Origin of the sequence: Crossiella sp. S99.2 (assembly GCF_023094165.1) — a bacterium.
In the GTDB taxonomy this organism is placed as follows: domain Bacteria; phylum Actinomycetota; class Actinomycetes; order Mycobacteriales; family Pseudonocardiaceae; genus Crossiella.
In genome coordinates, this window is the sequence record NZ_JALMDK010000002.1 from 224,942 (window position 1) to 248,995 (window position 24,054).

Sequence of the window (24,054 nt, forward strand, 5' to 3'; positions counted from 1 at the left end):
AACAAGTCGGCGAACAGGCGAGGAGGTCGGCCCCGTGTATCAGCAGGACCCGAACCCCACGGGGTCGTTGTTCGTCTCCGCGCTGCTCGCCCTGCTGCCGCTGGTCGTGCTGCTGGTGCTGCTCGGCGTGTTCCGCTGGAAGGCGCACTGGGCCGGGCTGAGCACGCTGGCGCTGTCCCTGGCGATCGCGGTCCTGGGCTACTCGATGCCGGTCGGGCTGGCGCTCAACTCGGCCGCCTACGGCGCAGGGCAGAGCGTGCTGGTGGTCCTGTGGATCACCTTCAACGCGATCTGGATCTACAACCTGACCGTGCACAGCGGGCATTTCGCGGTGCTGCGGCGGGCTTTCAGCTCGATCAGTGACGACCCACGCACCCAGGCGATCGTGATCGCCTTCTGTTTCGGCGCCCTGCTGGAAGCGCTTGCCGGCGGCGGCGGACCGGTCGCGATCTGCTCGGTGATGCTGATCGCGCTGGGTGTGAACCCGCTCAAGGCGGCCACCTTGTCCCTGGTCGCGGACACCGCGCCGGTGGCCTTCGGCGGCATGGGCAACCCGATCACCGTGCTCAGTTCGGTCACCGGCCTCTCCGCCGACGCCTACGGCGCGATGGCGGGCAGGCAGGTCTCCATCCTGGCCGTGCTGGTGCCGTTCCTGCTGGTCTTCATCGTCGACGGCAAACGCGGGCTGCGCGAGGCGTGGCCGGTGGCGCTGGCCGCCGGCCTGTCCTTCGGCAGCACCCAGTTCGTGGTCTCCAACTACATCTCCTACCGGCTCTGCGACATCATCGCCGCGATCGTCTCGGTGGGCGCGGTGCTGGTGGTGACCAGGCTGCGCCGGTCCGCGCCGGTCCCGGTCACCGTGGGCGGCGGCGGTAGCGCGGACGAACCGGAGCAGCCGGACTCGCGGCGGGACGTGGCCACCGCCTTCGCCCCGTACGCGATCATCGTGGCCATCTTCTCGCTGGCCCAGTTCGACGCGGTGAAGGCGTTGCTGGCCAAGGCCACCTGGGTGTTCCAGTGGCCGGGCCTGCAGGTGGCCAACGCCAGTGGGAAAGCGGTCTCCACCACGTACACCTTCAACATCGGCGGCGCCACCGGCACCCTGCTGCTGATCTCCGGACTGTTGTCGCTGCTGGTGCTGCGGGTCTCCCCGGTGAAGGCGCTGCACATCTACGGCCGCACCATCCGCCAGTTCGGCTGGGCGATCCTGGCCATCCTCAGCGTGTTCGCCCTCTCCTACGTGATGAACCTGTCCGGCCAGATCATCACCCTCGGCGTGTGGCTGGCCGGCACCGGCGCGTTCTTCGCCTTCCTGTCCCCGATCGTCGGCTGGTTCGGCGTCACCATCACCGGCACCGACGCCGGAGCCAACGCCCTCTTCGGCGGGTTGCAGACCACCGCGGCCAACCAGGTCGGCGCCTCGCCGATCCTGTTCGGCGCGAGCAACTCCTCCGGCGGCGTGATGGCCAAGATGATCTCGCCGCAGAACCTGGCCATCGGCACCGCCGCGGTCGGCCTGGTCGGCAAGGAGGGCGACCTGTTCCGCCGGGTGTTCGGCTGGAGCCTGTTGCTGCTGCTGGCCATGTGCGTGCTCAGCTACCTGCAGTCGACCCCTGTGCTGGGCTGGATGGTCCCGTAACCCCAGTCCCCGGAAACCCTGGGCGCCACCCTTTCCCTGTGCGGCAATTCCCCGAGAGGACAACGATGACAGCGCTATCCCGACGTGTGCTGCTCACCGGAGCGGCGGCGACCGCCGGAGCACTGGCCATGCAGCCAGGTGCGGCGCTGGCCGCCGCGGGCGCTCCGGCCGAACAAGCCTTCGCGCCGAACCCGGCCCGGCTGCGCCAGACCCTGGACTACGCGGTGGCCAAACTGCGCCAGACCGCGCCGACCGTGGCCACCTTCCCCGAGGAGACCAAGTTCGAGAAGTGGATCCCGGTCAACGACGGCGGCTGGGTCGGCGGGTTCTGGCCGGGCCTGCTGTGGCTGGGGTTCGTGGACAGCCGCGACCCGCAGTTCGAGAAGTGGGCCAGGGAGGCCGCGCTGCGGCTGACCCCGCGCATCCCGGACACCGGCACCCATGACATGGGCTTCCTGTTCTACCCGTCCTGGGTGACCGCCTACCGGCTCACCGGGGAGGCGGCCTGGCGGGACGGCGCGGTGCGCGCGGCGGAGTCGCTGAGCAAGCGGTACAACACCGCGGGCAAGTTCATCCGGGCCTGGGGTTCGCTGGGCTCCACCGGCAACGCGGGCCGCACCATCATCGACACGATGATGAACCTGGACCTGATGTTCTGGGCCACCGAGGTCACCGGGGACGGCAAGTACGCCGACATCGCGGCCAACCACGCCCGCACCACGATCAAGCACTTCATCCGCCCGGACGGCTCGACCCCGCACGTGTTCGACTTCGACCCGGTCAGCGGCACCGCGGTGGGCCCGAACACGGTGCAGGGCTACAGCCCCACCTCGACCTGGGCCCGCGGCCAGGCCTGGGGCATCTACGGTTTCGCCACCACCTACCGCCGCACCGGCGACCGCCAGTTCCTGAACGCGGCGACCCGGATGGCCGACCACATTCTGCCCTACCTGGCGGAGAGCCCGGTCCCGATCTGGGACTACCGCTCCCCGTTGGCGCCCCACGACATCCGCGACTCCTCGGCCGGCGCGATCACCGCGTGCGGGCTGCTGGACCTGGCCAAGATCACCGGCAACGCCCGGTACCAGACCACCGCGCTGACCGTGCTGGACGCGCTGTCCCGCACCTGCCTCACCACCAGGTCCGACCGGCATGACGCGGTGCTGGCCCGCGGCACCAAGAACCGCAGGGCGGAGAACGGCATCGAGGTGTCGCTGCCCTACGGCGACTACTACCTGATGGAGGCCATCCTCCGGGTGCTCAAGCCCAGGGAGATCGCCAAGGCCATCGGCCTCTGAGCCACCGGATCGCGTTGCCCCGTCAGCCGCGCTGGCGGCGGCGGGGCAGCGCGGCCACCACGATCACCCCGCACAGCAACAGGATCATCCCGGTCCACAGCAGCGGCACGGTCTGGTACGCGGCGCTGGTGTAGGCCAGCGGCGGCGGCTTCTCCTTGCCCTGCGGCGCGGGTGCGGGCGCGGGCCCAGGCGAACTCGGCGCGGGCGTGATCGCCTTGCACACATACCCACCCGCGGGCGCCGCGGCCCGAACCACCTGTTCTCCCAACGAGATCTGCACCAGCGAGGTCGGCAAACCGGGCAGCTTCAACGCATCCGTGGGCAGCAGCTGCAGATCCAGCAGCCGGGCCACCGCGCCCACCGCCGCCCCGTCCCGCTTCTCGTTCACCTGCGCGATGGACAGCCGCAACACGCCGATGTCCAACAGCTTCAAGGCATCCGCCCCCGGCAACGGCCCGCTCACCGGCACATCCAGCTTCGGCGCGGCCGCGTCCAACTTGCCGAGTTCCTTGCCGCCACGGGAAACCCGCAACACCGGCGCCTCGTACTTCACCGTCGAGGTCTTCGCGTCCCCGGTCGAGGTCGCCACCAGCTTCGGCGCGCTGACCACATCGATCCGCACCTCGCCAGGTGTCCCGGCCAGCAACTGGATGCTCGCCACCTGCACCGTGGACGTGGCCTGCACCGCTTTCCCTTGCCGCCCAGGCACATCCACCAGCCGCACGGTCGAGCGCGCGCTCAGCGTGTCCGGCAACCGCAACAGCGACCCGCCGTTCAACAGCCCCGGAATAGCAGGCAGCACGTTCACCGCCGACAAACTCGCCAGCGAGGTCCGCGAGTCCGCGATCGGCTCCACACAGGGCCCCAGCTTCTCATCCCACCGGGCATGCACACTGCCCTGCAACAACCCCAGCTTGACCAGCGCGTCCAATGGCGAGGCCGGCGGCGTCAACCCACCGGAGAGCGGCTCCGGATTGTCCGGAATCGCCAACTGCGCCAACGATCCCGGCAGCCGGGGCGCCCGCCCGTTCACCGCGAACCCGAACGGCGAGGACTCCGCGATGGCCCGCTCGAAGGACTGCACCGCCTGCGAGTTCACCTGCGCCGAAGCCAGCCCCAGCCCCAGTTCCCCGGCAGCCTGCTTGGGCAACTTCTTCTCGTCCTCATCGGTCAGCCCAGGCGAGTTCGTCTGCACCGCCCCCGGCAACACCCGGATGATCCCCAGCCCGGTCCCGGCATCGGCCACCAGCGGCGGGAACTTCGGCGCGTTCGGATCACTGATCCCAGGCCCATTCGGATCCACCGGCGAGGGCACCGGCGTGGTCGGCGGCGGCGCCGCCCCGGCCACCGGCCCCAGCGCGAGCAACACAACAGCAGGCACAGCACAAACAACGGCTAGGCGGCGTGCACGCATCAGGCCGGGCCCTCCTCGTGGTGTCACGGGCGATCCGGTCGGTGAGACCGGCGTCACGCATGGCCTAACGAGACGGGTACCAACGGGTAACGCGGCGTACCGCTTTCGCTGGCCGCCGGGCCGGGTTTGGGGAGGCAGGCGAGCTACCGCTAGACTCTGTCGCGTCTCGCCGCCTTAGCTCAGCCGGTAGAGCAACACACTCGTAATGTGTAGGTCAGGGGTTCGATTCCCCTAGGCGGCTCCACCAGGAAACCGCAGGTCACCGCGTGTGACCTGCGGTTTTTTGTGTCATGCGACCTGCTCGGCGACCTCGGCAGGGAGGGTATCTGCGGGATGTCCGGCCGAAGTCTGGCCGAGTGTCCCAGCTTTGGCCTTCCGAGCCAGCGGGATGAGCTGCGCGGACGCTTCGGCCGCCGCACGCGCCAGCTCCGGCAGAACGCTCTGGTAGATGTCCCTGGTGATGGCCTCGGAGCTGTGGCCCAGCGTCTCCTGCACGACCTTGATGTCGACACCGGCCGCCAGCATGACCGTAGCGGCGCAGTGACGCAGGTCATGGAAACGAATCGGCGGCAGGCCGGACAACACGACCAGACGCTCGAACTCTTCGGTTAGCCAACCGGGATGAATCCATGAGCCGTCTTCCTGGGTGAAGACGCAACCGGTGTCGATCCAGGCATCGCCCCACGCCGCTCGCTCCGCCTGCTGCCGTTCGAGGTGGCCGCAAAGGACGGTCCCGGTGTCCGTGTCCAGCGCGACGATACGTTCGCCAGCGTTGGTCTTCGGCGCGGAGGTCTGAAGGTTGGCCCACTCGGTGTAGACGATCTGGGTGTCCACGACTAGACCGAGGTTTTCGAGATCCAGGTTCGCCGTCGGCAGGCCGCACACCTCACCACGGCGGAGACCGCGGAGGGTGACCAAGTGGAAGAGTGCGTACAGCCGGTGCTCGGCGACGAAGTCCAGGAACTGACCGATCAGCGTTGGCGTCCATACCATCACCGGGCTGGGCTTGAGTCCGGTACGACGCCACTCCGCGATACGACCCGGGGTCCACACCAACGCCTTCGGCTTGGCCGCCGGTCCGAGCTTGATGTGTGCAGCCGCATTGAACGAGATGGCCTGCTGCGCGATGAACTCATTCAGTGCAGCACGTAGGGAAGCGCGAATGCGGTGCTGCGTGGCGCGACGGGTTGGGCGGCGAAAGGGAGGAAGGGCAATGAGCTGTTCAGCAAGCGCCTTCTTTTCGGCGCGGGTCTTTGCCGACTTGCGGCGCTCCTGGACTTGGCGACGCAGGGCGTTCGTTTCTACGATGCTATCGTTGGTCTCGTCGATGCGGGTGAACATGGTGTGCAGGTCGTCCACGCTCAGGAGCTTCGGGTCAATATGGCCGAGGTGCGGCTTGAGGTGGTTGCGGACTTCCCGCTCATATTGCGCCCAGGCGGTGTCGCGAATGTTGCCCTTTTTCTGCTTTAGCCATTTGTCGAGCAATTCGCCAACGGTGTGGATATCCTTCGCCAGGTGGCGAGTGGCGAGGTCCTGCTTGGTCTTCTCGAAATCGGGGATTTCGGAGGTTCTGGAACTTGCTACTTGGGCGAGCAAGGCTGAGATTTTCTCGCGCCCTTCGTGGTCGCTGTCCTTCGGGATCGACAGCAACGCGCGTACCTGATCGAGAACCTTCTGTGCTTCCGTAGAGCTTTTGAATCCGGAGCGGCGGAAACGTCGCCGACTGCCGTCCACCGTGGGTGCGACCTCTTGGGTAACTGTCCAGAGCCCGTGGTCACGCCGCTTGAGCTTCGGGCAAGCGGTGCCATACTTGTTCTGTGTTCCTGGCTTTCGGCAGGCACACTCACGCTTAACGCTCCCGGCCTTCACTAACGCCTACTTTCATGCGGGACTGGTCGGCAGACTGCCGACGGCCGTCGAACACACTGGACTTATCCACCTTCGAGCGATGTGTAGGTCGCGTCAATGAAACCGCAAGAAATACCCGCGTTGTCGAGGTGGTCGCTCGCCGGAGTTGGGCGAGTTCAGTCCGTAGGCTTGCCGTCGGGGCTTTCGAGGAGTCGGCGAAGGTCAGAGGTGATTACTCGATACGACTTTCCAAGTCGAAGCACCTTGACTGGCATTTCTCCGCGTTTCGCCAGTGTGTAAGCCGTGGTTCGACCGATTCCTAGCGCTCGGGCTGCGGTGAGAAGATCGACGGTGACCGGAAGGCTTGATAGCTCAACTTCGTCGATTCCATCCTGTGGCAAAGGCGAGGTTCCTTGGTTTGGGTTGGGCAGGAAAAGAAAAGATGTGGGCATCCCGGCGAATCGCGGGATGCCCACACCTAGAGGTTCTTCTTAGTCGGCGACCTCTGCCGGATGCGCGGCCAGCGGACGGCCGTCGTCATTGCGCGGATCGCTGGTGGGCGTGACCTTGCGTTCGCCGACCACGACCAGGCCGAAGACGCCCAGCAGCACGACCACGGCGTTGATCACGCCGGTGGTCGCGGAGCCCTGCACTTCGGTGAGCAGGCCGCTACCGACCAGACCGGCCACCAGGGCGGTCAGGCCGCCGACGATGGAACCGATGGTGCGCAGCGGGCGGGGACGGGTGTCGTTCAGGTGTTCTCCCTTGGTGTTGTGGCCGGTGCTGGTCACCGGCCGACGGATGGGTTCGGCTAGTCGCGGTAGGCCAGCTCTTCGAGTCCGGCCCGGACCTGTTCGTCCGCGCGGATGAACCAGAGCACGGCCCGGCGGACGTAGTAGGCGACGGCGAGGGCGGCGACGATGATCAGGACGCGCATGGTCAGCCTCCGTGTAGGTAGCGCCACGTCGCCGGACCGGTGATCCCGTCGACGGCCAGGTTGGCGCGGCCCTGCATGAACCTGACGCGGTTCGCGGTGGCCGGGCCGTAGATGCCGTCCTCGGCCAGCCGGTCCATGCCCGGGTACCAGCGGTTCAGGATCTGCTGGAGATAGGTCACGGCCTGCCCGCGGGCGCCGAGCTTGAGCAGCGGACGGTCCTGCGGGGGCGGGCCTTCCTGGGCGCGGTCCAGCTCGGCCCAGGTCTTCGGACCGACGATGCCATCGGCGACTAGGCCCCGGGCGCGCTGGAAACCCCGCACGGCCTCGGCGGTCTTGGGGCCGAAAATTCCGTCCGGGGCCACCCCCAGGCGCGTCTGCACCAGGCGGACATCGTCCCCGCGCACACCCTCGCGAAGGATCCGCCGGCCGCCAGCAGGTGGCGGGTGTCCACCCTGGATCCGGTCGACCAGCGCCAGGGCGGCCGAGCGGGTCAGGATGACTTCGAGGTGCATCTCGTCGCGCCGCCCCGAGTAGTCCCCACCCCACCGCAGTCCGTACTTGCGGGCGATAGCGCGGATGCGGCTGGCCTGGGCGGCTGAGACGGTGCCGACGCGGCCGAGCGGGTGCTTCGGGGCGTTGAGGTCGATCGCGATTCCGGCCGAGTGGAACGACGGGGTGGAGCCGCCGACGACGTTGCGGTAGGCGTAGCCCCAGCACCAGCCGGGCGTCAGCGGTTCGACGTCGCGGTGCCATTCCGCGGCCGCGCCGATGAGCAGGGGGGCGATCTCGGAGCGGACCGGCAGGGCCACGGAGGTACCGGGAACGGTGTAGGTGCGGATGCCGATGGCGTTGCGGTCGGGGCTGACGGTGAAGCCGTTGATGTCAGGCAATGGCGTGTCCTTCCAGCCAGTCTGCCGGGGGTTCCGGCGCTGGTTCGGTGCTCTCGATCAGCTCGACCGGCGCGGGCAGCTCCAGGTCGGCGGGGTCGGGTTCGGGCGTGGACAGGGGTGGGCCTCCTGTGTTGGTGGGTGGGGAATCAGCGGGCGCGGGCTGCGGTGGCCTCGCGGTCCTCGGCCTCGCGGCGGCGCTTGCGTTCGGCATCGAGGGTCTTTTCGAGTTCGGCAAGGCGGCGTTCGAGTTCGGCGATCCGGATGCGCAGCGCGCTGAGGTCGTCGGCGTGGGTGGTGCGCGCCGTGCTGAGCGCGGCCGTGTGCTCTGCCTCGCGGGCGGCCAGCGCGGACAGGTAGTCGGTCCGGTCGGCGCGGGCGGCCTCGAAGAGCCGGTGATGGGCGGTCAGCAGGTAGCCGACGGCGATGACCAGCGCACCGGCCACGCCGAGGGTGGGGAGCTGGGATAGATCCAATGTCACCCCCTCTCACCAGCGCTTGTGCGGTTGGGGGGAGGTCTGGTAACCCGATGGTGGTGGCCGAATCGGCCGCCGTGAGAAGGGGGAAATCGTGGGGTGGATGCAGACCAGGGCGGCCGCGTTCCTGGCCGTCGGTGCGATGGTGCTTGCGCTGGGCGCTGGCCTGGCGGTGGCGACCGGCGGAACGCCTGAACAGGAACCGGTGACGGTCGACTACGAGCTGTCGAAGGACACCGCCACTACCGCCGTATCGAGCACGACGGGGCCGGTTGCCGTGTCGAGCACGCCCAAGGTGGCGCGTTCCGGTGAGCGGTCGGTGAAGAACGCCGTGACAAGTGCGTCGTCGCCCTTGCCGTCGTCGTCGACTTCGCAGTCAGCCGTCCAGCCGCCGCCGGAGCACGTCGTGATCACCACGTCCGGCGGAGGCTCGCATCAGCCTGCACGGTGCTTGAAGGGCGAGCGGGTCCCTGACTGCCTTGATGACGGACTCCGCAACGGCTCGGCCTGACGGCCTGTTGTTCTCACCGCCCTGGGGCGGCAGTCCTTTTAGGACTGCCGCCCCAGGGCATCTCCAACGGAGACGCGGACTGTGCCGGTGCCGCTGACGCGCCGGGCACGCAGTTCAATGCGCACAAGATCCCGGTAGACCAGGCCAGGGAGGGAGTAAGGACCGCGGGCGTCGCGGCCGTAACCGCCGGTGGCCTGCCACTGTTGTACGGTCTGGCCGTTGATCTTGATCTCGAACTCACCGACCGTGCCCGCATCGGCCCCGGTGACCGTCCACAGCGACAGCTTGGGCTGCTGCTTGAGAACGGTCGCTTCCCATACCGCCTCGAATGCGCTGCTGGTCACCGCCGGGTAGTCCCCAACCCGGGATCGGCTGAACGGGACTGCCATGTAGGGGCGGGCCAGACCCTGACCGTCGACTACGTCGTCGCCCAAGATCGTGTTGCCGGAGAAGTCGGAGATCGAGACGAACTGCCGGTAGTCGTCGCGGTCGGGGGCCGGGTCGAACAGGGTGATCCGCCACGCGCCACGGTCATCGGAGACCAGGAAGGCGGGTTGTGGGGTGCCGTCCGGGCGGGACAAGGTGCCGTCCAACCCGCCGATGAAGAAGTTCTCGTTCTCGTCGCTGTCCAGGGCGCGGATACCACCCAGGTTGCGCACGGTGATCCCGCCATCGGAGATGACCGCGTTGGACAGGGTGGTCCGGCTGAGTTCTTCGACTCGGGATTCCAAGCGGCGCAAGCGGCTGAGCACGTCGTCGGCGGACGGGACGAGCGGCACGGGACGGTTGTTCCCTTCATACGGTGGCGGGCACCTCGGCGAGACTGAGCGTCAGCTCATCGCGTTCACCAGGGCGGCTGCTGATCTGCATGATCCGGCGGTGCACGGTGCCCGCCGGAGTCCAGCGGTCTGGACGTGGGGTCAGGGCGACGTGGTCGCCGACGAGGTAACTGCCCGGTGCCGGTTCAAGGTCACCGCGGACAACGGCGGTGTCGGTGACCACCCCGGTCGCCAGCACTTCGGCGTAGGCGCGGGCGTGGGAGTCCAGAGTGGACTGGTGCTTGACGCTGCTGAAGTCGCCGACGACCAGGTCCAGCGGCGGCCAACCGGCTTCGACCAGGTCGGCCGTGTTGGCTCGGCCGATGACGCGGCCGCGTTCGACGCCGTCGCCGGGCACGCTCACGTGCGAGGCCATGCGCGCCCCGTCCTCGTCGAAACCCCAGTCCAGCAAGGCCGCGCCGTAGTCGAAGTGATGCTCGGTTGGTGCGCCAAGATGGGGTGTGCCAAGGCGGGCAACCCATTCGATCGCCGACCCGTCCGGCCGAAGCCGCGGGGCGAAGTGGATGTCGGGTCCATCCCGCAATGTGCTCAGTTGGCGCAGGCGCTGCCCGGCGCTGGCCAGCTCGTGACCGAAGTACCGGCGGAAGTGCGGTCCGGGGCTGGCCCGCGGCAGGACCAACGGCAGGTCGCCATCCGGCCGGTTGAGTGCGGCCCGCATGACTTCGACGGCGATGCCGTCCAGACTCAGGCCGTTGAGCACGACGTCGGCCTGCTCGTCGGTCGGCGACCACGGTCCGGTGCGGGCGAGGATTCGCCGGTCGAACAGGGCAAGCAGCCCGGCCGCGCCGATCTCGATGGTGGCCGAGCCGATTGGGCGCCGACGGGTGATGACCGGCCCTGCCCACAGCACGGCCGCGCCGCGCACCACGGCGAGGAAGGTCCGCCAGGGTGCGGTGACCCCGGCGAGGTTCACCGACTTGGGGACCGCAGTCAGTGGCACGGACAGCCGGGCGGACCCGGTGTCGGACAGGGTGTCGGTGAAGTCGACCACGCCGGGAAGTTCTTCGACGATTCGGCCGGTGCGGAGGTGCCCGACGAGCACGCGGTAGGGGGCAGGGCTCAGCGAACCCCCCTCGCGAGCAGGATGCGCCGATCGCTGAACCGTCTATGTCACAAGGGAAACGATGTGCGAGTCCTCGCCGGAGAACTCCACCCGGACATAGGGGAAGTTCCAGTGGGCGTATTCCTCCCAGAGCGCGTCTCCCAGTGGGCCGCCCGGCCAGGGGCAGGTGACGGTCGACATGAGTTTGCCTGGTGCGGACATGCGGACCTCGATCGAGGACCGGGGTGCCCACTTGAACTCCGGGACCACAACGATGACGCCCCCCTTGTGCACGCCCATGGTTTCCCACCCTCCCCGTTGTCGACCCTGATCTCCCGGTATAGCGAATCGGCGCTCTGCCTGGCAGAGGCTGCACCGGTTCAGCCATCGCGTGGAGGAGGCATCGTCACCCGCATGTCGGAGCGTTCCTACGCGGGTAGGCGGAGAACGGTCAGCGCACCGTTGACCGTCGCGGAGTTCCAGGTACCAGTGCCGAAGGCCCGGTTGCCGACAAGCAGGACGGCGCGGGAGCCGCTGATGATTGAGCTGGTGCGCATCTGGGTCTGTGCCCACATCCACCCATCGTTCGGACCGACGCCCACGGCGATGACCGGGCCGGACATCGAGTCGAGCCTGATCGAGAGGTCTGCGCGGCACAGCGACGTTGTGAGTTCGGCGCTAGCCTGCACCAGCAGCCGGTACGGCCAGCCCGGGTCGGAGACGTTGACCCGCGCCAGCTCGGCCGCGCCGACCTGGTTGGCGACGCTGTTAATCGAGCTGTCCCAGGTGTCGACGCGGTTTCCGCCACGCCAGCCGTTGCCGTCCCAGTGTTCGAGGTGGCCCGCCCGGTAGCGGCTGTCGCCGACTGTCGAGCCGAACTGGCTGATCGTGTCGCCAGGGAGCAACGTGCCGATGCTGCCCCGGGTCTTGGTGGAGCGTCGGCGGTCGGTGACCGCGGTGACCTGCGTGGCGTTGGGCAGGACGGTGACCGTGGCCAGAGGGATTGAGCCTGGCGGCAGGTCGGGGGCCTGCGGTGTGCCGGAGGGTCTGCCGGTGATCGGCTCGATGACGAACTCGGTGCGGGGGTCGCCGAGCCGGTCGTCGAGGATGCGGGCGACCACGAGGTCAATCCTGGTGTTCGCGCCGTCGGCCGGATCGAGCGTGATCCTGCCGAGGGCGTCCAGTGTGCACAGGTATGGCCCTTGCCCGGGGCGGGAGATGACGCACTGGCCAGGCAGGACCCGGAGGGCCAGCGACGGCGTGGGCGAGTCAGGCAGCACTTGCAGATCGGTGATCAGGCCGCCGCTGTTGGTGCCGGGCAGCACGCCGTCCGCCCAGGTGAGGGTGGTCGAGTTGGTGGTGGCCAGCAGTCCGCCCAGGGCGTAGCGCGCGGCGCGGCTGTTCACCCGGTGCTGGGTCGCCCAGGCTCCCAGGCCGGTCAGGGACTGCGCCACGGTCTCATCTCCTTGCGTATCAACGGGTTCAGTGCCACGCGTCGCGCCACTGGACCGCGAGGCGGGCGGTTGTGTTCGGGGTCGCGCCGTGGGAGAGCGCGTAGTCGACGGTGGCCGGACCGTTCAGTCCGGCGGGAGGCACGATCAGCGCGTTCCAGTCGTGCACGATCGCGTTGTGGCGGCGGGATGTTGTAGTTCCGCCGAGGGTCACCGTGCGGTCCTGCACGTCGATTGCGATCCGCTCGCCGGTGCCGATCGGTGCGGTGTAGACCAGGCGGGCTCCGGTGTCGTGGCGGCTGATCGTCACCGGTGGGGTCAGCGGTCCGTCCAGGACGAACCTGGGCGAGGTGGCTGCGGTACCGAACGTGCTCACCCGGGCGTGGCCGCTGCTGCCCGCCGGGCCGAAGTCCAGGCCGGTGGGCTCGAACTCCAGGCCGCCACCGGTCTCGAAGTCCAAGCCGCCGTTCTCGCCGTTGGCCAGACCGGTGTCAGCGCTCTGGAGCTGCGCGTCGTAGCGGCGGCCGTCGAGCGCACCGAGCTGAACGGAGAAGTCCAGTTCGTACCCGCCGGAGCGGATCGCGACCGTGGTTTCGGCGTCGCGCCGGACGGTCATCACCCGCTCGCCCAACTCGGTCGTGCAGCGCAACTCGTAGTCCTGGTCCAGCGCGCACAGCGCGGCGAGGCGGAGTTCGGCGCGGCGGCGCGCTTCCCAGGACGGGGCCGCGACCCACCCGGACAGGGTGATGACCCGGGCGGGTTCGGTGGCACCAACCGCCGGCGGGACGCGCCCGCGGGTCGAGCCCGACCAGCCAGTCTCGGTGGCCACGACGTAGGTGCACAAGTCCAGCGGGTCCGGGTTTCCGTTGAACTGCAAGCCATCCAGCATCCACCGAACCCGCAACACCTACAGCAACCGCCCTTCCATCTCCCACTGCCGGGCGACCTGGGCGGCGATGGACTCGGGGCTCTGGTGCGGCTGCGGGTAGACGTTGATCGTGACCCGGTGGGCGCCGGTCAGGCCGGCCGCGGGCTCCGCGGTGCGGGCCGTGCCCGCGAAGCCGGGCAGGGACGCGGTCAGCCCGGAGAGGTAGTCGCGTACCTGCGACTCGCCGGACTCCAGGCCGGTCAGGAACGAGCGCATGACGAGTCTGCCGTTGTCCACCAGCAGGGTCCGGTCCCGGCTCGGGGGACCCTTCCACTCTGGGAGGAGCCCGGTCAGCCGTTCCAGCAGGGCGCGAACCCCCGGGAACATCAGCTCGATCCCGCGCATGAACCCGCGCACGATCGCCCGACCGGCGTCGACCAGGAAGTTCCCTGCGTTCGAGAAGATGTTGACGATCCCTTGCTGCGTCTGGAGAAAGCTGTCGGCGACGTCGTCCAGCGCATTGCCTGTCGCGAAGCTCATGTCAAGGACGTCGTCCTTGACCGTGTCCACCGTGATGCCGACGGCCTTGCTGAACCGCTCCCAAACTTCGATCGCGCCGTCCACGATGTCGGCCACCAAGTCGAGGGCAGCGCCAGCGAAACGCAGGGCGACGGACAACACGTCCAGGGCGATGCTCAGCGGTGACGTCCCGGACAGGAGTCCTAGAAACATGGAGATGAGATCGGTGATCGGGTCGATCATCTTCTCGGCTGAGTCGAGGACGTCGAGCATGTCATCGATCAGCGGGTCCCAGTCGACGTTGGCGATGGCCTCGGCCAGGCCCTTGAGCAGTTGCCCAGCCAGTTCGCCGAGTCTGGGCAGCAGCGGCGAGACAGCGGAAAGAACGGTGGAGAACGCCTGACCGAGCGGGCCTGCCGCGACGGCCAGCCCGGCTAGCCCATCGCCCAGGGCGATCAGGAATTCGTGCAGCCCGCCGCCCTGTAGCAGGGCCTCGGCGAACTGCCGGATCGCTGGTGCGACCACGGTTCCAACGATCTGGGCGACTTCCAGTAGCAGCGGAAGGAGCAGTTGGGCCAGGGTGAAGACGGTGGAGAACATCTCGCTCAAGGCGTTCTGACCCTCGGCCGACCGGAGAAACCCGGCCACGGCCGCGGTGATCTGGTTGATCACCTGGAGCAGGCCGCCGCCGGTGGCCTGGCCTGCTCTGAGTACCGCGCTGACGGCGTCGATCAGGTTGCCGATGATCTGGCCCAGGGTGCGCAAGGTGTTCAGGCCGGTACTGATCCACTCGTGCAGTCGGCCGGACTCGCGGGCCTTGGCGATGAACTCGCCGAACCGCTTGGCCGCCTCGGCCGCGCCGCTGGCCAGCTCAGGCAGGAAGTCTGAGGCGACCGCGGCGACATCCCGCAAACCAGCGAGCAGCGGTTCAATCCCTGTTGCCAGAAGACGAATCGAGGTTCGGCTGTTGTCGAAGATCCGCTCAACGTCGCGGACAGTCTGTGCCCGCAACGCGAAGGCGGTGAAGGCAAACGCGCCGTCGTTCAGCGCATCGGCGACGCCCGCGAGCTGGGTCCTCAGCAGCGGCAGGTAGGTCCCGCCCACGGCACGGATCTGTTCACCCACGCCGAAAAACAGCTTCTCCTGCACGTCCATGCGCAGCTCGCGCCACGCGGGAGCCAGCTCCCGCACGGCGACGGCCGCCGCGCGTGCCGCGGGCGAGAGCTTGCCGATCGCCTCGGCGAACTTCGCCGGGTCGCCCACGGCCTTGAGCGCCTCGCCGAATCCCTGTGCTCCCAACGACATCGCGGTGAAGGCGGCGGCTCCAGCCAGTAGCACGGCGGGCAGGATCGCGACAGAGCCGCTGGCGGTGGACATCGCACCCAGCACTGCGACGATCGAGCCACCGGCGGCGGCCGCGGCCGCCGCGCCGATGGAGAACTTGGCCAGGTTGGTCGTGGCGGCCAGGCCGAACTTGGTCAGGTCGCCGGTTGCCCGCACGAGGCTGGTTCGAAGCTGGTCGAGGCGGCTTCGGTCGATCCGGACCGGGATGTCGATCGGCCGTGCCTGCCGCTCAAGCTGTTGGCGCAACAGGGCAAACTCGACGCGAACGCGGTCGGTGTCGAGCTGTGCGGCGAGTTCAACCTCGGATGTGCGTTCGATCTGCTCGGAGAGCCGCCGGGCGTCGGCGGCAACGTCGGAGACGTCCAGGTGCACCGGGATGACGAGCCGGAGCGTCCGCTCGATCCTGTCCATGGCGGTCCGGGTTTCTGCCAGGACGCGCGAGGTGTCTGGCAGAACCCGGACGGAGACGCGGGAAACTTCCTTGCCACCAGGGGAGGTCAGCGTTCACCTCCGCCCGGTCGTGCCTACGGCAGGGCCTGGTCGACCGAGGCCGCGGTTCGGGCGCCCGCAGGCCGGTCCGGGTGTGGCGCAGGCCGGCCGGAGAGGGCCGACCAGATGCCCGCAAGCAGGTGACGATCCAGGGTCCAGCCGCGCAGGTGCGCCCCGCCGGAGAACGCGGCCGTGGTGGCCGAGCCGTGCGGTAGATGCTCGACGAGCACGAGGACCCGGCGCGGCGTGAGCCCAGACCCAGCCCGCCACAGGTCGCGCAAGTCGACCCGGTAGTAGAACTGGAGATCGGACTCGACCGCCGCGCCGTGCCGCTCGATCAGCTCGGCGAGCGCCCGGCTTCCCCCAGGCCGTCCACCATCACCGTGAACAGCGCGAGCAGGCTCTCGTCGGTGGCGGTTAGTGCCCAGGACCGGAACATGTTTTCGTCGACGGCCGCCACGGCGAGTAGGTCCTCGATGTCGGCCATCAGGGCGTACCCGTCGGCGGCTTGGCCGAGCACCTCGGCCTGGTCTGCGGTTGTAGGTGGGGTGCTGAGCTTGTCCAGGTGCGGCCGAATCGAGGTGAACCGCCGGATCACTTCGGCGCGGTCGCGGCGAGGCAAGCCCAGCCACGGCCGCAGCTCCGGAGTGTCCTGGGGCAGGGCCTGCGCGGTCGCGCCCTGGGCTTCGGTGTTCAGGCGTTCGATGATGTCAGGCTGGTCAGCCATCGGTTCTCCCGGATCGGTTGTCTGCCAACGAGATTGGTGCGCGGCTAGTCGCCGGTGGGGCGAGGGCCGTTCGCGGTGGCACCCGCGGGTCGTTCTGCAGGAGGTGTGATCTCGCCGAGGTGGTCCTGTCCGTCCAAGCCGAGAATCGTTGCCGAGACAGGGAGTGCGGCCAGCTTCTCGACGTCGAACTCCTCGGCGTCGGCCGCGATGATCTCGGTCCGGTCGTAGTGCCGGTAGTGCTCGCGGCGACCGTCGACGATCCGCACGAACAGTGCGGCGCTGGTCGGCACCGGGGTCTTCGGCGGACGAACCCGGCCTTCGGCGGTGACGGCGGAGTTGCTCCCGTAGTACAGCTTCAGACTGGGCGGGTCGTATTGGAGCAGGGAGAACGCGACCGACCAGGTGACCGGCGAGATGCTGGTGCGCATCGCCGGGTCCTGCCATGAACCCTGGGTCGTGACCTCGCCGCCGGTCCTGTTGGTCTGCAACGGGTTCTCGCGGCTGGTGTGCCCGACCTGCACCCAGGGTGCGGCAGGGGCCGCGGGATTGGCGGGGTAGGGGGTGCCGGGCGGAGCGGTGTACAACTCGCCGACGCCAGGGACGAACGTCTGTGTGGCGTCGCGCGCCATGAGGGTCTCCAGGTCAAATCGGGGGGCGGATCAACAGGGCGTAGGTGGCGTGCACTCGGTGCAGCCGACCGGCCTGTCCCGCGCTGCGCAGCTCTGCCGGTGCGGACAACTCGCGGTACCCGGCCAGGTGGCCGTGTGCGGTGACGCGCTGCTGGGCGTGGGCGAGGTAGAGCGCGGTGCGGCAGAGCCGTCCCAGCTCGACGGCGTCGGCGCGGCTGGCGGCCCAGCAGTCCACGACCACCGTGGCCTCGTCGAGCAGCTCGGGGTGGGGTGCCGCGCCGCCGATGCGCCGGGCCGCGACGAACCGCCGGAGCCGGTCGGCCAGGTCGGCGGGCAGCAGCGGAGCAACATCGGCGGCGGGCAGCTCGGGGAGCGCGGCGCGCAGCACGGCCAGGACGAGCTGGTCGGCATCGGGCAGGAACGGCGTAACCCGCTCCGCGGTCACAGGCCGGCGGTCCGGGTCATGATGTGCAGGCCCTGCACCGGGTAGCCCGCACGGTCGGCGTGGCCGTACTCGATAGACAGGGCGGCCGGGTCGACCAGGCTGACTACGGAGTCGGTCCGCCCCCTGGTGATCTCGATGCTCGCGCGGCCGCTCTCGGTGTGCTCGTTGAGCAGCGCGTTCGCGCGGGCGGCGATGTCGTCGGCGACCTCGGCCACCGCCTCGACCACGCCCGGCAGGTGAGCCATGGTGTCGGCGATGTTGCGGTAGACCCGAGCCATCAGGTACCCCCTGCCTGGATCAGCGCCGAGACGTGCGCGAGGTGGTCGGGCGCGTGCCACGTGGCCGGTTCGCCGACGACGTCGTAGCTCCGGCCGCGCCAGTCCACCCGCGCCCACGGGCCGACCGGCGCCGCGCGGGCGATCAGTCGGTATCGGGCCGTGGCGACCTGGCCGAGGTCCGCGGATTCAGCAGAGGCGACCGGGTGCAGGTGGACATCGGTGACCGTGACCGGGCGGGTCAGGTCGGGGACGCGGACCGCTTGGCCGTACTCGTCGACGACCTCGACCGCTGGATACACCGTGACCGTCTCCGGGCCGGAGTCGAGCACGCTCAATCGGTCACCTCCCACCAGGGCATCGGCTCGGCTGGCCTCCCGTCCGGGGAGATCACCGGAACGACCGTGTGCGGCGGGCTGTGGTAGATCCCGCCGTAGGGCGTCCTGGTGGAACGCAGGCCGGAGCGGCCAGCGATCTTGCGGAGCACGGCGAGTTCGTCGGTGGTGAGGTAGACCCCGGTGACCGCGGCCTCGCCAAGCCGGTAGCTGTAGTCACCGGCCGTTTCGGCGCTGAAACCGTTGGGGTTGTTGACTTCCCTTCCTGCGGCCTTGCAGACGATGGTGACCACTGCGGGCGGGATCGGAGCCAGCTTGGCCGGAGGAACCTCGGCGCGCACCAGGTTCGAGGCGTCGACGAGTGCGGATGCGGCGCGCACCTCATCGGGGGTGCCGATGATCGCGCGCCGCATCCGGCCTTGTAACTCCGCCAGGCTCGCCAGCGGCGGGGCGGGCGTGCTCAGGCGGCGGCGGCCGTCAGCCGGACCGCGCGCTTGACCGCGCCGCCGTCGCGAATGGTGCCTGCACCAGCCAGGGTCGAGACAACGCTCCGGTCCTGTTGGAACATCGGGTCGTAGTCGCGGATGAGCCGCAGCGCGAAACCTCCGTGCGTGACGCTCTGCCCGAACGTGGCGCCCGCCGGGACATCGAGCGCACGGGTAGCCAGGGAGAAGGCAGTGCGGTGGTAGGCCAACGCGGACCCGGCGGCCAGCCGGGTGCTCTTGAGGACGGTGAACCCGTACAAGTCGCCAATGATCGCCCGGCGCAGCGCGGCAGGGGAACCGGAGACGTCGGCGGGCACCAGCTTGTTGCGCGGGTCGACCAGCAACAGCCCCTTCACGTCCGGGCTGATCGCGAGGTAGCGCTCATCATCGGGCACACCGGCCTTGTCCAGGATGACCGCGGCGGCCACGATGGCCGCGTGCAGGTCGGACCCGTCTGGCTTGATGGGTAGTCCCGACGTCAGTGCGTTTATCTGCGCGGCAACCATGACCTCGATGCTGTCGGCGACGCTCTTGGCCTGAGGCTGCGCGACCTGCCGCGCGAAGTCGCCGATGTTCAGGGTCAGCTGCTCATCCGGCAGGTTGACGCCCTTGTACAGGTAGGCGTCCAGGGTGATGTCAATGGACGTCTCGGTCAGCTCGTCCATGACCAGCGGCTTGTTCTCTGCGCGGACGAACCGGCGGGCCTCGCCGAGCACGGTCTCGGTGCGCACCGTGACGGTGTCGCCGACCCGGCCCGCGAAGGTCGATTCTGCATCCCGCCAGATGGTGCCCGCGAGTACGGATTGATGGGTCAGGGCTGCGATGGACGCAGACGAGATCGCCTTGGGCGTAAGGAAGACGTTGGGCAATAAGGTCCTTTCGGCTGACGGGTGGGACTACCCGCCGTAGACCAACTTCGCGATCGAGTCGGGGTCCTCGATCGAGGGGTTGGCATCGGTGGTGCCTGCCGGGCGCAGTGCCTCAACGGGCTGGCTGGGCGGGATCGGCGGTGCCGGAGCTGCCGGTGGGGCGGGCGGTTCCGGAGGGGCGGCGGGAGTGATGAGGGCGTGCAGTGCGGCCGCGTCAGCGGTGAGTTCGTCCTCAGTGGAACCGCTCAGCCGCTCGGCCAGTGCGTCCGGCAGGCCCGCGGCGCGGGCCGCCAGCAGCCGGCCGAGGCGGGCCTCGGCGACGGTGGCCCGCTCCTCAGCCGCGGTACGGGCCGTCTGGTGTTCGGCGGTCTGCCCGAGCTGGCCTTCGGCGGTGGCGAGCTGGGCGGTCAGTTGCTCGATCTTGCGGTGCAGGGCCGCGAGGTCGTCGGCGGCAGGGGCGGGGGATGGGGTGGGCGTGGTCAGGGTGCTCCTCGAACCGATCCGGTGGGGGGTTGTGATCGCTGCTGCGCTTCGTGTGCGCGGCGGAAGGCGTTGCGGGCATCGCGGCCGGACAGCCCCTTGGTGACCGTCGACCACAGTTGCGCGGCGGCGGCCGAGGCGTCCGGCAACGGCGCACCGCGCCGGAAAACAGGCTGGGGTACGCAGTTGCAGCCGTCGTGGTACCGCTCACGGCGGCCGCCCCGGTCGGCGAACTGGGCGCTGTCCTTGGACAGGTAGAGATCACCGCGGCTCGCCAGCATGGCGCAGAACGAACACGGGTCGGCCCCGGTGATCCGGCGCCAACCGATCGCGGCCGGGTCGGTCCGAACCGCGGTGTCGATGGTGCGCCGCCCGGCGGCGGCCACGTGCCGGGCGGCGGCGGCCGCCACACCGGGCGCGGCCTGGTCGGCTGCCTCGGCCGGGTCCATGCCCCGCGCCGCGAGCTGGCGTACCGCGATAGGCCCGGTCACCAACAGCGAAGTGCGCGCGGCTTCGCGCCACGCATCCGGCTGACGGGGGCTGGGCACAGTGAACGGCCGGATGGAAGGGGCCTCGGCGCGGCGCAGCACCGAGTAGTAGGTCCGCGCGGAATCCGCGGAGCTACGCCGTTGCGGATCGAGCAGGTCGAGCATCAGGCGCAACCAGGCCGGGCTGGTCTTGTCGAGCTTGAGGGGGTCCAGCATCGTCCACAACCCGAGCACCTCGCGCACGACAAGCGCGGAGCGCCGGACGGTGTCGCGCCGATGTGCTTGCGTGGCAAGCAAGCCCGCGGTCGTTGAGGCCATGGTTACCCCTAGTCGAAGTCGGTGGCGCGGGCGAGGCTGTTGGCCAGCAGGGTGTGACCGTCGGCGGGTTTCGGCATGGACTCCCACCGGCGTACATCGGTGTCGGTGACCCCGGGCAGGCGTTCCCAGGTAGCGCGGGTTGGGACGTCGAGCATCTGGACGGCCTTGCCCCAGGCGTCGACCAGCGCGGCCAGCGACCGCGTGGTTGTGTCCCGCCAGCGGACCGCGCCGGTGCTGTCCGTCCATCCGGCGGTGTCCCCGTCGGCCAGACACGCCAGCCGCAGCACCTGCACCCAGGACTCACCGTTGCTGGTCCGCCGCTCGCCAACCCGGCGCTGAAGACCGGCCTCGGCCGCGTCGAGCGCGTCCGCGGCGATGTTGGTCAACGCGCCATGCAGGCTGTGCGGCGGAGTCTGGGTGACGCTGGCGAGATGCCGAAGGATCTGTTCGAGCACGGCGACGTGGCCGCCGAGGTCGGTTGCTTCGAACGAACCGAACCGGGTCTCCGGCGAGTCGCTGTGGAGCAGCCGGTCGGGGCCGATCGGCGGTTCCTCGCCGTCGTCCAGCTCCAGGCCCGCGGCCCACCGTTGCCGGTGCGCGCCATGCTCGGCACTCATCAGCAACAGGAACGTCGCATAGTTCAGCCGGTCCTGGATATCGATGATCGGCGCGACGACGCCCGGCGAGTACTCGTCGAGGTCGCTCTCGTCGACGAAGCGCACCACCGGGCACACGCCGAGTCCGTGCGTGCGGTGCTCGACGTAGGCCAGCTCGCCCGTGCCCTGCTCACCCAGGTAGTAGACGGCCTGGTCGTCGTAGAGCCGGTAGAGCGTGCGCGGCCCGGACGGCGTCCACGATTGGGATCGCCGCAGGGCGTACACCGGCCACTCGTCGGACTCCTCGCCGTAGACCGCGGTGAACGAGCGGGGCGACACCCCCTGGATCACTGGGCTCGGGTTGCCCGGCAAGACGGTGACCCATGCTTGCCCGAAGGTGAGCGCGGCGCGGTGGACGGCGGACTGTCGTCGAGCCATCCGGTTTGCCCGCCAGTGTGACCAGGGGGCCGTCTCGTCTCGCTCGGACTGGAAACCGTCGACGAACAGGTTCTGCGAGATCAGGGAGACCAGCAGCTTGCACCAGTTCGTGCGCGACCTCTCCAGGGTCCAGCGGTAGTGGTTGCGGGCGTTGCGCGGCGCGAAGGGTAGATCGTGGTCGCCTCGCACGTAGCGGAGAACCCGTTCGTTGCGGGCCTGGTCCGGCCACATCGCCCGCAACCGTCCGGCAGTGTCGGAGGCGTCGGTCTGGCTCAGCGTCACCGCTCACCCCCTTACCCGGTCAGGTGAACACGCGGAGCCGCCCGCGGCGGCGTTGCCGTTTCGCCCATGTGGGCGAGGCGAGAACCAGGCGGCGGGCATAGCGGGCGACGATGAGACAGACGGCGAGGTCAATCTTGTGCGGGGACTCTCTGCTCTCCTTGGAAATCGACACGCCGTGCCTGTTAGGAGACCGGCGCGCGTTGAGGACATGCCGCCGCAACCTCAGATCGCCGTCATGGGTCAGGGTGCGGTCCCGGATGTCGATCAACGCGCGGCCGGTGGCTTGGGTGAACTCCTGGATGTGGCCGCGCATGTCGAACGCGACGGCGTTTCGGCCGCGGCCGGTGGTGGCCTCGATCAGCAGGTCTGCGCCGAGGTCCTGAGCCCAGGCATCCACATAGGACTCGAACTCGCGGACGTCGGCGAAGAACGCGACCACGTTGAACCGCTCGAACGCGGTGCGCACAGCGAGGTCAGCTTCAGCGCGATCGACCTCCCAGACCTGTTGTGGTGCAAGGTCTTCCGGCCGTTCCTGTAGGTGCAGCACCGCGGGGTGGCCGTCGGAGATCCGCACCGCGATCAAGCCGGTCGAGTCATCGTTCTTGCTGCCGTCGAACATCATCGCCACCGTGTCGCCGTCGGCCACCGGCGGGACGTCTGCGGCGTAGCACGGGTCCCATTCGGTGGCCTTGGCCCACGCTGTCCGAGCCGTGCCGCGCAGGTTCAGGAAGTACCTGGCTGAGTCTTCGGGATCCTTGGTGAGGTCCCAGAACTCGTCGGTGACGATGCCCGGCAGGTCCATCCAGGCCGCGGCCGGGCCGTAAACCTCGGTCAGCGCTTCGACGATCGAGTCCATGTCGGTCAGGTCAATCTGGGCCGGGGCGTGCCGGTAGTCCCACAGGAGGCGGGACGCACGGGTCCGCCCTTCGCGGATGGCGTCGGCCTGGGCGTGCACGCGTTCCAGGGTCGATTCCTGGCCGACCTGGTACATGGTCGAGGTGAGCAGCCCCCACGGCTCGGCCGCCTTGCGCTTGCGTAGGTTCCGGTCGACCGTCCGGTACATCCGGCGCAGCTCCGGCGTGATGTACAGGTGGGGTTCGTCGTAGATGGCAAGGGACTCCTTGCCGCCGTCTTTGGCTGAAGAGCTGGCCGTGGACGGGACGATCTCGCCGCCCTCCGGCAGCAGGATGCGGGTCAGTCCGGCTGCGCCGGTCGGCAGGTCCTCCCCGAGCGGGCCTTGCGCCAGGTTGAAGTGGATGACGTCGTAGGTGTTGCCGGTCTGCGACTCTTCCGTTGCCAGGCAACGGATGTAGGGGTAGGTGATGCGCTTGCCCATGGGTTCACCGGGGGCGTAGGTGTAGACGAACCCGTTGTGCTCGAACACCTCGCCGCCCTGAGCCCATCCGGCGAACCGGGCCGGACCGAGCGCCTCGAATAGGCCGATGAATCCGGCCAGCTCCGACTTGGCGCGGCCCTTGGCCCGCACGAGCGCGGCCCGGGAGTACAGCCGCCGCCCCTGCTCGGAGAGCGAGTAGGTATCGAGCAGGAACCCGGCGAACTCATCGTCGAGTTCGACCTCGTCGCCCTGGACGTCACCCGGTCCGTGGACCGCCCAGTGCTCCACCCACGCCGCGGCGAGCCAGCCGAGCGAACGGGTTCGGTTGTGCCCCGGGGCGTAGACCAGCTCACGGGGCACCGGCGAGCCTCCGGCGCCGCTCGTCCAGCCGGGTCACCTCCGCGGGCGCTGCGGAAACCGCCGGCGCTTTGCTGGGCGGGTCGACGTACCGGATGCGCAGCTTGAGACGGTCCTCGTGGGTGATCCCGAGTTTGCCCGCCCGGAGCCGCAGCTCGGCGGCGCGGGCGGGTTCGCCGTGCCAGAACTCGTTGGACAGCAACGCGGTTTCGATGGCGAATTGCCAGTCAGTGTCGGTCCACAGGCGGCAGTGAGGCATGGACCGCACCGCGCCCCACCACGCGAGCGTCTGCGGGTGCCAGCCGTCGTCCAGCTCCGGCAGCTCGGGGCTCGGACCCGCGAACGGCACGGCGTCCACCAAGGTCCAGTCGTGCACCTTGGCGTTGCGGTTGCGTGGCCGTTCAGAGGGCGGCCGACCAGTGATCGCCATGC

General features: G+C 69.1%; 29 protein-coding genes and 1 tRNA gene. 4 read left to right on the forward strand and 26 right to left on the reverse strand.

Annotated elements, in window-relative coordinates:
- Positions 1–34 precede the first annotated feature (34 nt).
- A complete protein-coding gene (locus MZC64_RS07480) occupies positions 35–1,639 on the forward strand; it encodes an L-lactate permease (protein WP_247761156.1) in 1,605 nt (534 codons plus the stop codon).
- A gap of 65 nt (positions 1,640–1,704) precedes the next feature.
- The gene (locus MZC64_RS07485; protein ID WP_247761158.1) at positions 1,705–2,937 is read left to right on the forward strand and encodes a glycoside hydrolase family 88 protein; all 1,233 of its coding nucleotides are present in this window, start codon (positions 1,705–1,707) and stop codon (positions 2,935–2,937) included.
- A gap of 22 nt (positions 2,938–2,959) precedes the next feature.
- Here MZC64_RS07485 and MZC64_RS07490 read toward each other — a convergent pair whose 3' ends face one another.
- Positions 2,960–4,318 carry a hypothetical protein gene (locus tag MZC64_RS07490; protein ID WP_247761160.1) on the reverse strand — a complete coding sequence of 453 codons (1,359 nt, stop codon included), beginning with the start codon at positions 4,316–4,318 and terminating at the stop codon, positions 2,960–2,962.
- A gap of 201 nt (positions 4,319–4,519) precedes the next feature.
- Between MZC64_RS07490 and MZC64_RS07495 the strand changes: the two genes are divergently transcribed.
- A tRNA-Thr gene (locus MZC64_RS07495) sits at positions 4,520–4,595 on the forward strand.
- A 44-nt stretch (positions 4,596–4,639) separates the two neighbouring features.
- Here the strand turns inward: MZC64_RS07495 and MZC64_RS07500 are convergent.
- From MZC64_RS07500 to MZC64_RS07530, 6 genes are all read right to left on the reverse strand, one after another.
- Positions 4,640–6,085, reverse strand: a complete 1,446-nt coding sequence (locus tag MZC64_RS07500) for a site-specific integrase (protein ID WP_247761162.1) — start codon at positions 6,083–6,085, stop codon at positions 4,640–4,642.
- 290 nt (positions 6,086–6,375) lie between these two features.
- The gene (locus MZC64_RS47625) at positions 6,376–6,651 is read right to left on the reverse strand and encodes a helix-turn-helix domain-containing protein (protein WP_282105053.1); all 276 of its coding nucleotides are present in this window, start codon (positions 6,649–6,651) and stop codon (positions 6,376–6,378) included.
- A 39-nt stretch (positions 6,652–6,690) separates the two neighbouring features.
- Positions 6,691–6,990 (reverse strand): hypothetical protein, encoded by a 300-nt coding sequence (locus tag MZC64_RS07510; protein WP_247761164.1) that lies wholly within the window; start codon positions 6,988–6,990, stop codon positions 6,691–6,693.
- 20 nt (positions 6,991–7,010) lie between these two features.
- Positions 7,011–7,136, reverse strand: a complete 126-nt coding sequence (locus MZC64_RS47630; protein ID WP_282104978.1) for a hypothetical protein — start codon at positions 7,134–7,136, stop codon at positions 7,011–7,013.
- 2 nt (positions 7,137–7,138) lie between these two features.
- Positions 7,139–8,026 (reverse strand): peptidoglycan-binding protein, encoded by an 888-nt coding sequence (locus MZC64_RS47635; RefSeq protein WP_282104979.1) that lies wholly within the window; start codon positions 8,024–8,026, stop codon positions 7,139–7,141.
- 146 nt (positions 8,027–8,172) lie between these two features.
- Positions 8,173–8,505, reverse strand: coding sequence for a hypothetical protein (locus MZC64_RS07530; RefSeq protein WP_247761166.1), 333 nt, complete (start codon positions 8,503–8,505; stop codon positions 8,173–8,175).
- 97 nt (positions 8,506–8,602) lie between these two features.
- Between MZC64_RS07530 and MZC64_RS07535 the strand changes: the two genes are divergently transcribed.
- Entirely contained in the window at positions 8,603–9,010 is a 408-nt protein-coding gene (locus MZC64_RS07535) for a hypothetical protein (protein WP_247761167.1), read from the forward strand.
- A 38-nt stretch (positions 9,011–9,048) separates the two neighbouring features.
- On the opposite strand, the gene MZC64_RS07540 is transcribed toward MZC64_RS07535, so the two are convergent.
- The 19 genes from MZC64_RS07540 to MZC64_RS07630 all read right to left on the reverse strand — a co-directional run bounded on the left by MZC64_RS07540 (position 9,049) and on the right by MZC64_RS07630 (position 24,052).
- Positions 9,049–9,789 (reverse strand): hypothetical protein, encoded by a 741-nt coding sequence (locus tag MZC64_RS07540; RefSeq protein WP_247761168.1) that lies wholly within the window; start codon positions 9,787–9,789, stop codon positions 9,049–9,051.
- 16 nt (positions 9,790–9,805) lie between these two features.
- Positions 9,806–10,891 (reverse strand): hypothetical protein, encoded by a 1,086-nt coding sequence (locus MZC64_RS07545; RefSeq protein ID WP_247761169.1) that lies wholly within the window; start codon positions 10,889–10,891, stop codon positions 9,806–9,808.
- Between the two features lie 63 nt (positions 10,892–10,954).
- Entirely contained in the window at positions 10,955–11,191 is a 237-nt protein-coding gene (locus tag MZC64_RS07550; RefSeq protein ID WP_247761171.1) for a hypothetical protein, read from the reverse strand.
- Positions 11,192–11,319: 128 nt separating this feature from the next.
- Positions 11,320–12,345 (reverse strand): hypothetical protein, encoded by a 1,026-nt coding sequence (locus MZC64_RS07555; protein ID WP_247761173.1) that lies wholly within the window; start codon positions 12,343–12,345, stop codon positions 11,320–11,322.
- A gap of 28 nt (positions 12,346–12,373) precedes the next feature.
- Entirely contained in the window at positions 12,374–13,231 is an 858-nt protein-coding gene (locus MZC64_RS07560) for a phage tail family protein (RefSeq protein WP_247761175.1), read from the reverse strand.
- 18 nt (positions 13,232–13,249) lie between these two features.
- Positions 13,250–15,445 (reverse strand): hypothetical protein, encoded by a 2,196-nt coding sequence (locus tag MZC64_RS07565; RefSeq protein WP_247761177.1) that lies wholly within the window; start codon positions 15,443–15,445, stop codon positions 13,250–13,252.
- A gap of 152 nt (positions 15,446–15,597) precedes the next feature.
- Entirely contained in the window at positions 15,598–15,843 is a 246-nt protein-coding gene (locus tag MZC64_RS07570; protein ID WP_247761179.1) for a hypothetical protein, read from the reverse strand.
- 56 nt (positions 15,844–15,899) lie between these two features.
- Positions 15,900–16,289 (reverse strand): hypothetical protein, encoded by a 390-nt coding sequence (locus MZC64_RS07575; RefSeq protein ID WP_247761181.1) that lies wholly within the window; start codon positions 16,287–16,289, stop codon positions 15,900–15,902.
- 44 nt (positions 16,290–16,333) lie between these two features.
- Entirely contained in the window at positions 16,334–16,918 is a 585-nt protein-coding gene (locus MZC64_RS07580; protein ID WP_247761182.1) for a hypothetical protein, read from the reverse strand.
- 13 nt (positions 16,919–16,931) lie between these two features.
- Complete coding sequence (locus MZC64_RS07585; protein ID WP_247761184.1) at positions 16,932–17,363, reverse strand: hypothetical protein; 432 nt, start codon at positions 17,361–17,363, stop codon at positions 16,932–16,934.
- On the reverse strand, positions 17,360–17,641 hold the full coding sequence (locus tag MZC64_RS07590; RefSeq protein ID WP_247761186.1) for a DUF5403 family protein: 282 nt from the start codon (positions 17,639–17,641) through the stop codon (positions 17,360–17,362). Before MZC64_RS07590 ends, MZC64_RS07585 begins: the two co-directional genes overlap by 4 nt.
- Positions 17,641–17,976 (reverse strand): hypothetical protein, encoded by a 336-nt coding sequence (locus MZC64_RS07595; RefSeq protein ID WP_247761187.1) that lies wholly within the window; start codon positions 17,974–17,976, stop codon positions 17,641–17,643. Before MZC64_RS07595 ends, MZC64_RS07590 begins: the two co-directional genes overlap by 1 nt.
- Positions 17,973–18,386 (reverse strand): hypothetical protein, encoded by a 414-nt coding sequence (locus MZC64_RS07600; protein WP_247761188.1) that lies wholly within the window; start codon positions 18,384–18,386, stop codon positions 17,973–17,975. The genes MZC64_RS07595 and MZC64_RS07600 overlap by 4 nt, the downstream gene beginning before the upstream one ends.
- 47 nt (positions 18,387–18,433) lie before the next feature.
- Entirely contained in the window at positions 18,434–19,327 is an 894-nt protein-coding gene (locus tag MZC64_RS07605) for a P22 phage major capsid protein family protein (protein ID WP_247761190.1), read from the reverse strand.
- A gap of 27 nt (positions 19,328–19,354) precedes the next feature.
- Entirely contained in the window at positions 19,355–19,924 is a 570-nt protein-coding gene (locus MZC64_RS07610) for a hypothetical protein (RefSeq protein WP_247761192.1), read from the reverse strand.
- Positions 19,807–20,613, reverse strand: a complete 807-nt coding sequence (locus MZC64_RS07615; RefSeq protein WP_247761193.1) for a hypothetical protein — start codon at positions 20,611–20,613, stop codon at positions 19,807–19,809. The genes MZC64_RS07610 and MZC64_RS07615 overlap by 118 nt, the downstream gene beginning before the upstream one ends.
- 8 nt (positions 20,614–20,621) lie before the next feature.
- Positions 20,622–21,929, reverse strand: coding sequence for a phage portal protein (locus MZC64_RS07620; RefSeq protein WP_247761195.1), 1,308 nt, complete (start codon positions 21,927–21,929; stop codon positions 20,622–20,624).
- A 19-nt stretch (positions 21,930–21,948) separates the two neighbouring features.
- The gene (locus tag MZC64_RS07625; protein WP_247761196.1) at positions 21,949–23,625 is read right to left on the reverse strand and encodes a Terminase; all 1,677 of its coding nucleotides are present in this window, start codon (positions 23,623–23,625) and stop codon (positions 21,949–21,951) included.
- Positions 23,615–24,052, reverse strand: a complete 438-nt coding sequence (locus MZC64_RS07630; RefSeq protein ID WP_247761197.1) for a hypothetical protein — start codon at positions 24,050–24,052, stop codon at positions 23,615–23,617. The genes MZC64_RS07625 and MZC64_RS07630 overlap by 11 nt, the downstream gene beginning before the upstream one ends.
- Positions 24,053–24,054 lie beyond the last annotated feature (2 nt).

Coding starts and splice junctions, on each gene's coding strand:
- MZC64_RS47625 (WP_282105053.1), bottom strand. CDS start 6,651: ATGCCCACATCTTTTCTTTTCCTGCCCAACCCAAACCAAGGAACCTCG.
- MZC64_RS07535 (WP_247761167.1), top strand. CDS start 8,603: ATGCAGACCAGGGCGGCCGCGTTCCTGGCCGTCGGTGCGATGGTGCTT.
- MZC64_RS07550 (WP_247761171.1), bottom strand. CDS start 11,191: ATGGGCGTGCACAAGGGGGGCGTCATCGTTGTGGTCCCGGAGTTCAAG.
- MZC64_RS07590 (WP_247761186.1), bottom strand. CDS start 17,641: ATGGCTCGGGTCTACCGCAACATCGCCGACACCATGGCTCACCTGCCG.
- MZC64_RS47630 (WP_282104978.1), bottom strand. CDS start 7,136: ATGCGCGTCCTGATCATCGTCGCCGCCCTCGCCGTCGCCTACTACGTC.
- MZC64_RS07485 (WP_247761158.1), top strand. CDS start 1,705: ATGACAGCGCTATCCCGACGTGTGCTGCTCACCGGAGCGGCGGCGACC.
- MZC64_RS07615 (WP_247761193.1), bottom strand. CDS start 20,613: ATGGCCTCAACGACCGCGGGCTTGCTTGCCACGCAAGCACATCGGCGC.
- MZC64_RS07600 (WP_247761188.1), bottom strand. CDS start 18,386: ATGCGGCGCGCGATCATCGGCACCCCCGATGAGGTGCGCGCCGCATCC.
- MZC64_RS07560 (WP_247761175.1), bottom strand. CDS start 13,231: ATGCTGGATGGCTTGCAGTTCAACGGAAACCCGGACCCGCTGGACTTG.
- MZC64_RS07575 (WP_247761181.1), bottom strand. CDS start 16,289: ATGGCTGACCAGCCTGACATCATCGAACGCCTGAACACCGAAGCCCAG.
- MZC64_RS07630 (WP_247761197.1), bottom strand. CDS start 24,052: ATGGCGATCACTGGTCGGCCGCCCTCTGAACGGCCACGCAACCGCAAC.
- MZC64_RS07580 (WP_247761182.1), bottom strand. CDS start 16,918: ATGGCGCGCGACGCCACACAGACGTTCGTCCCTGGCGTCGGCGAGTTG.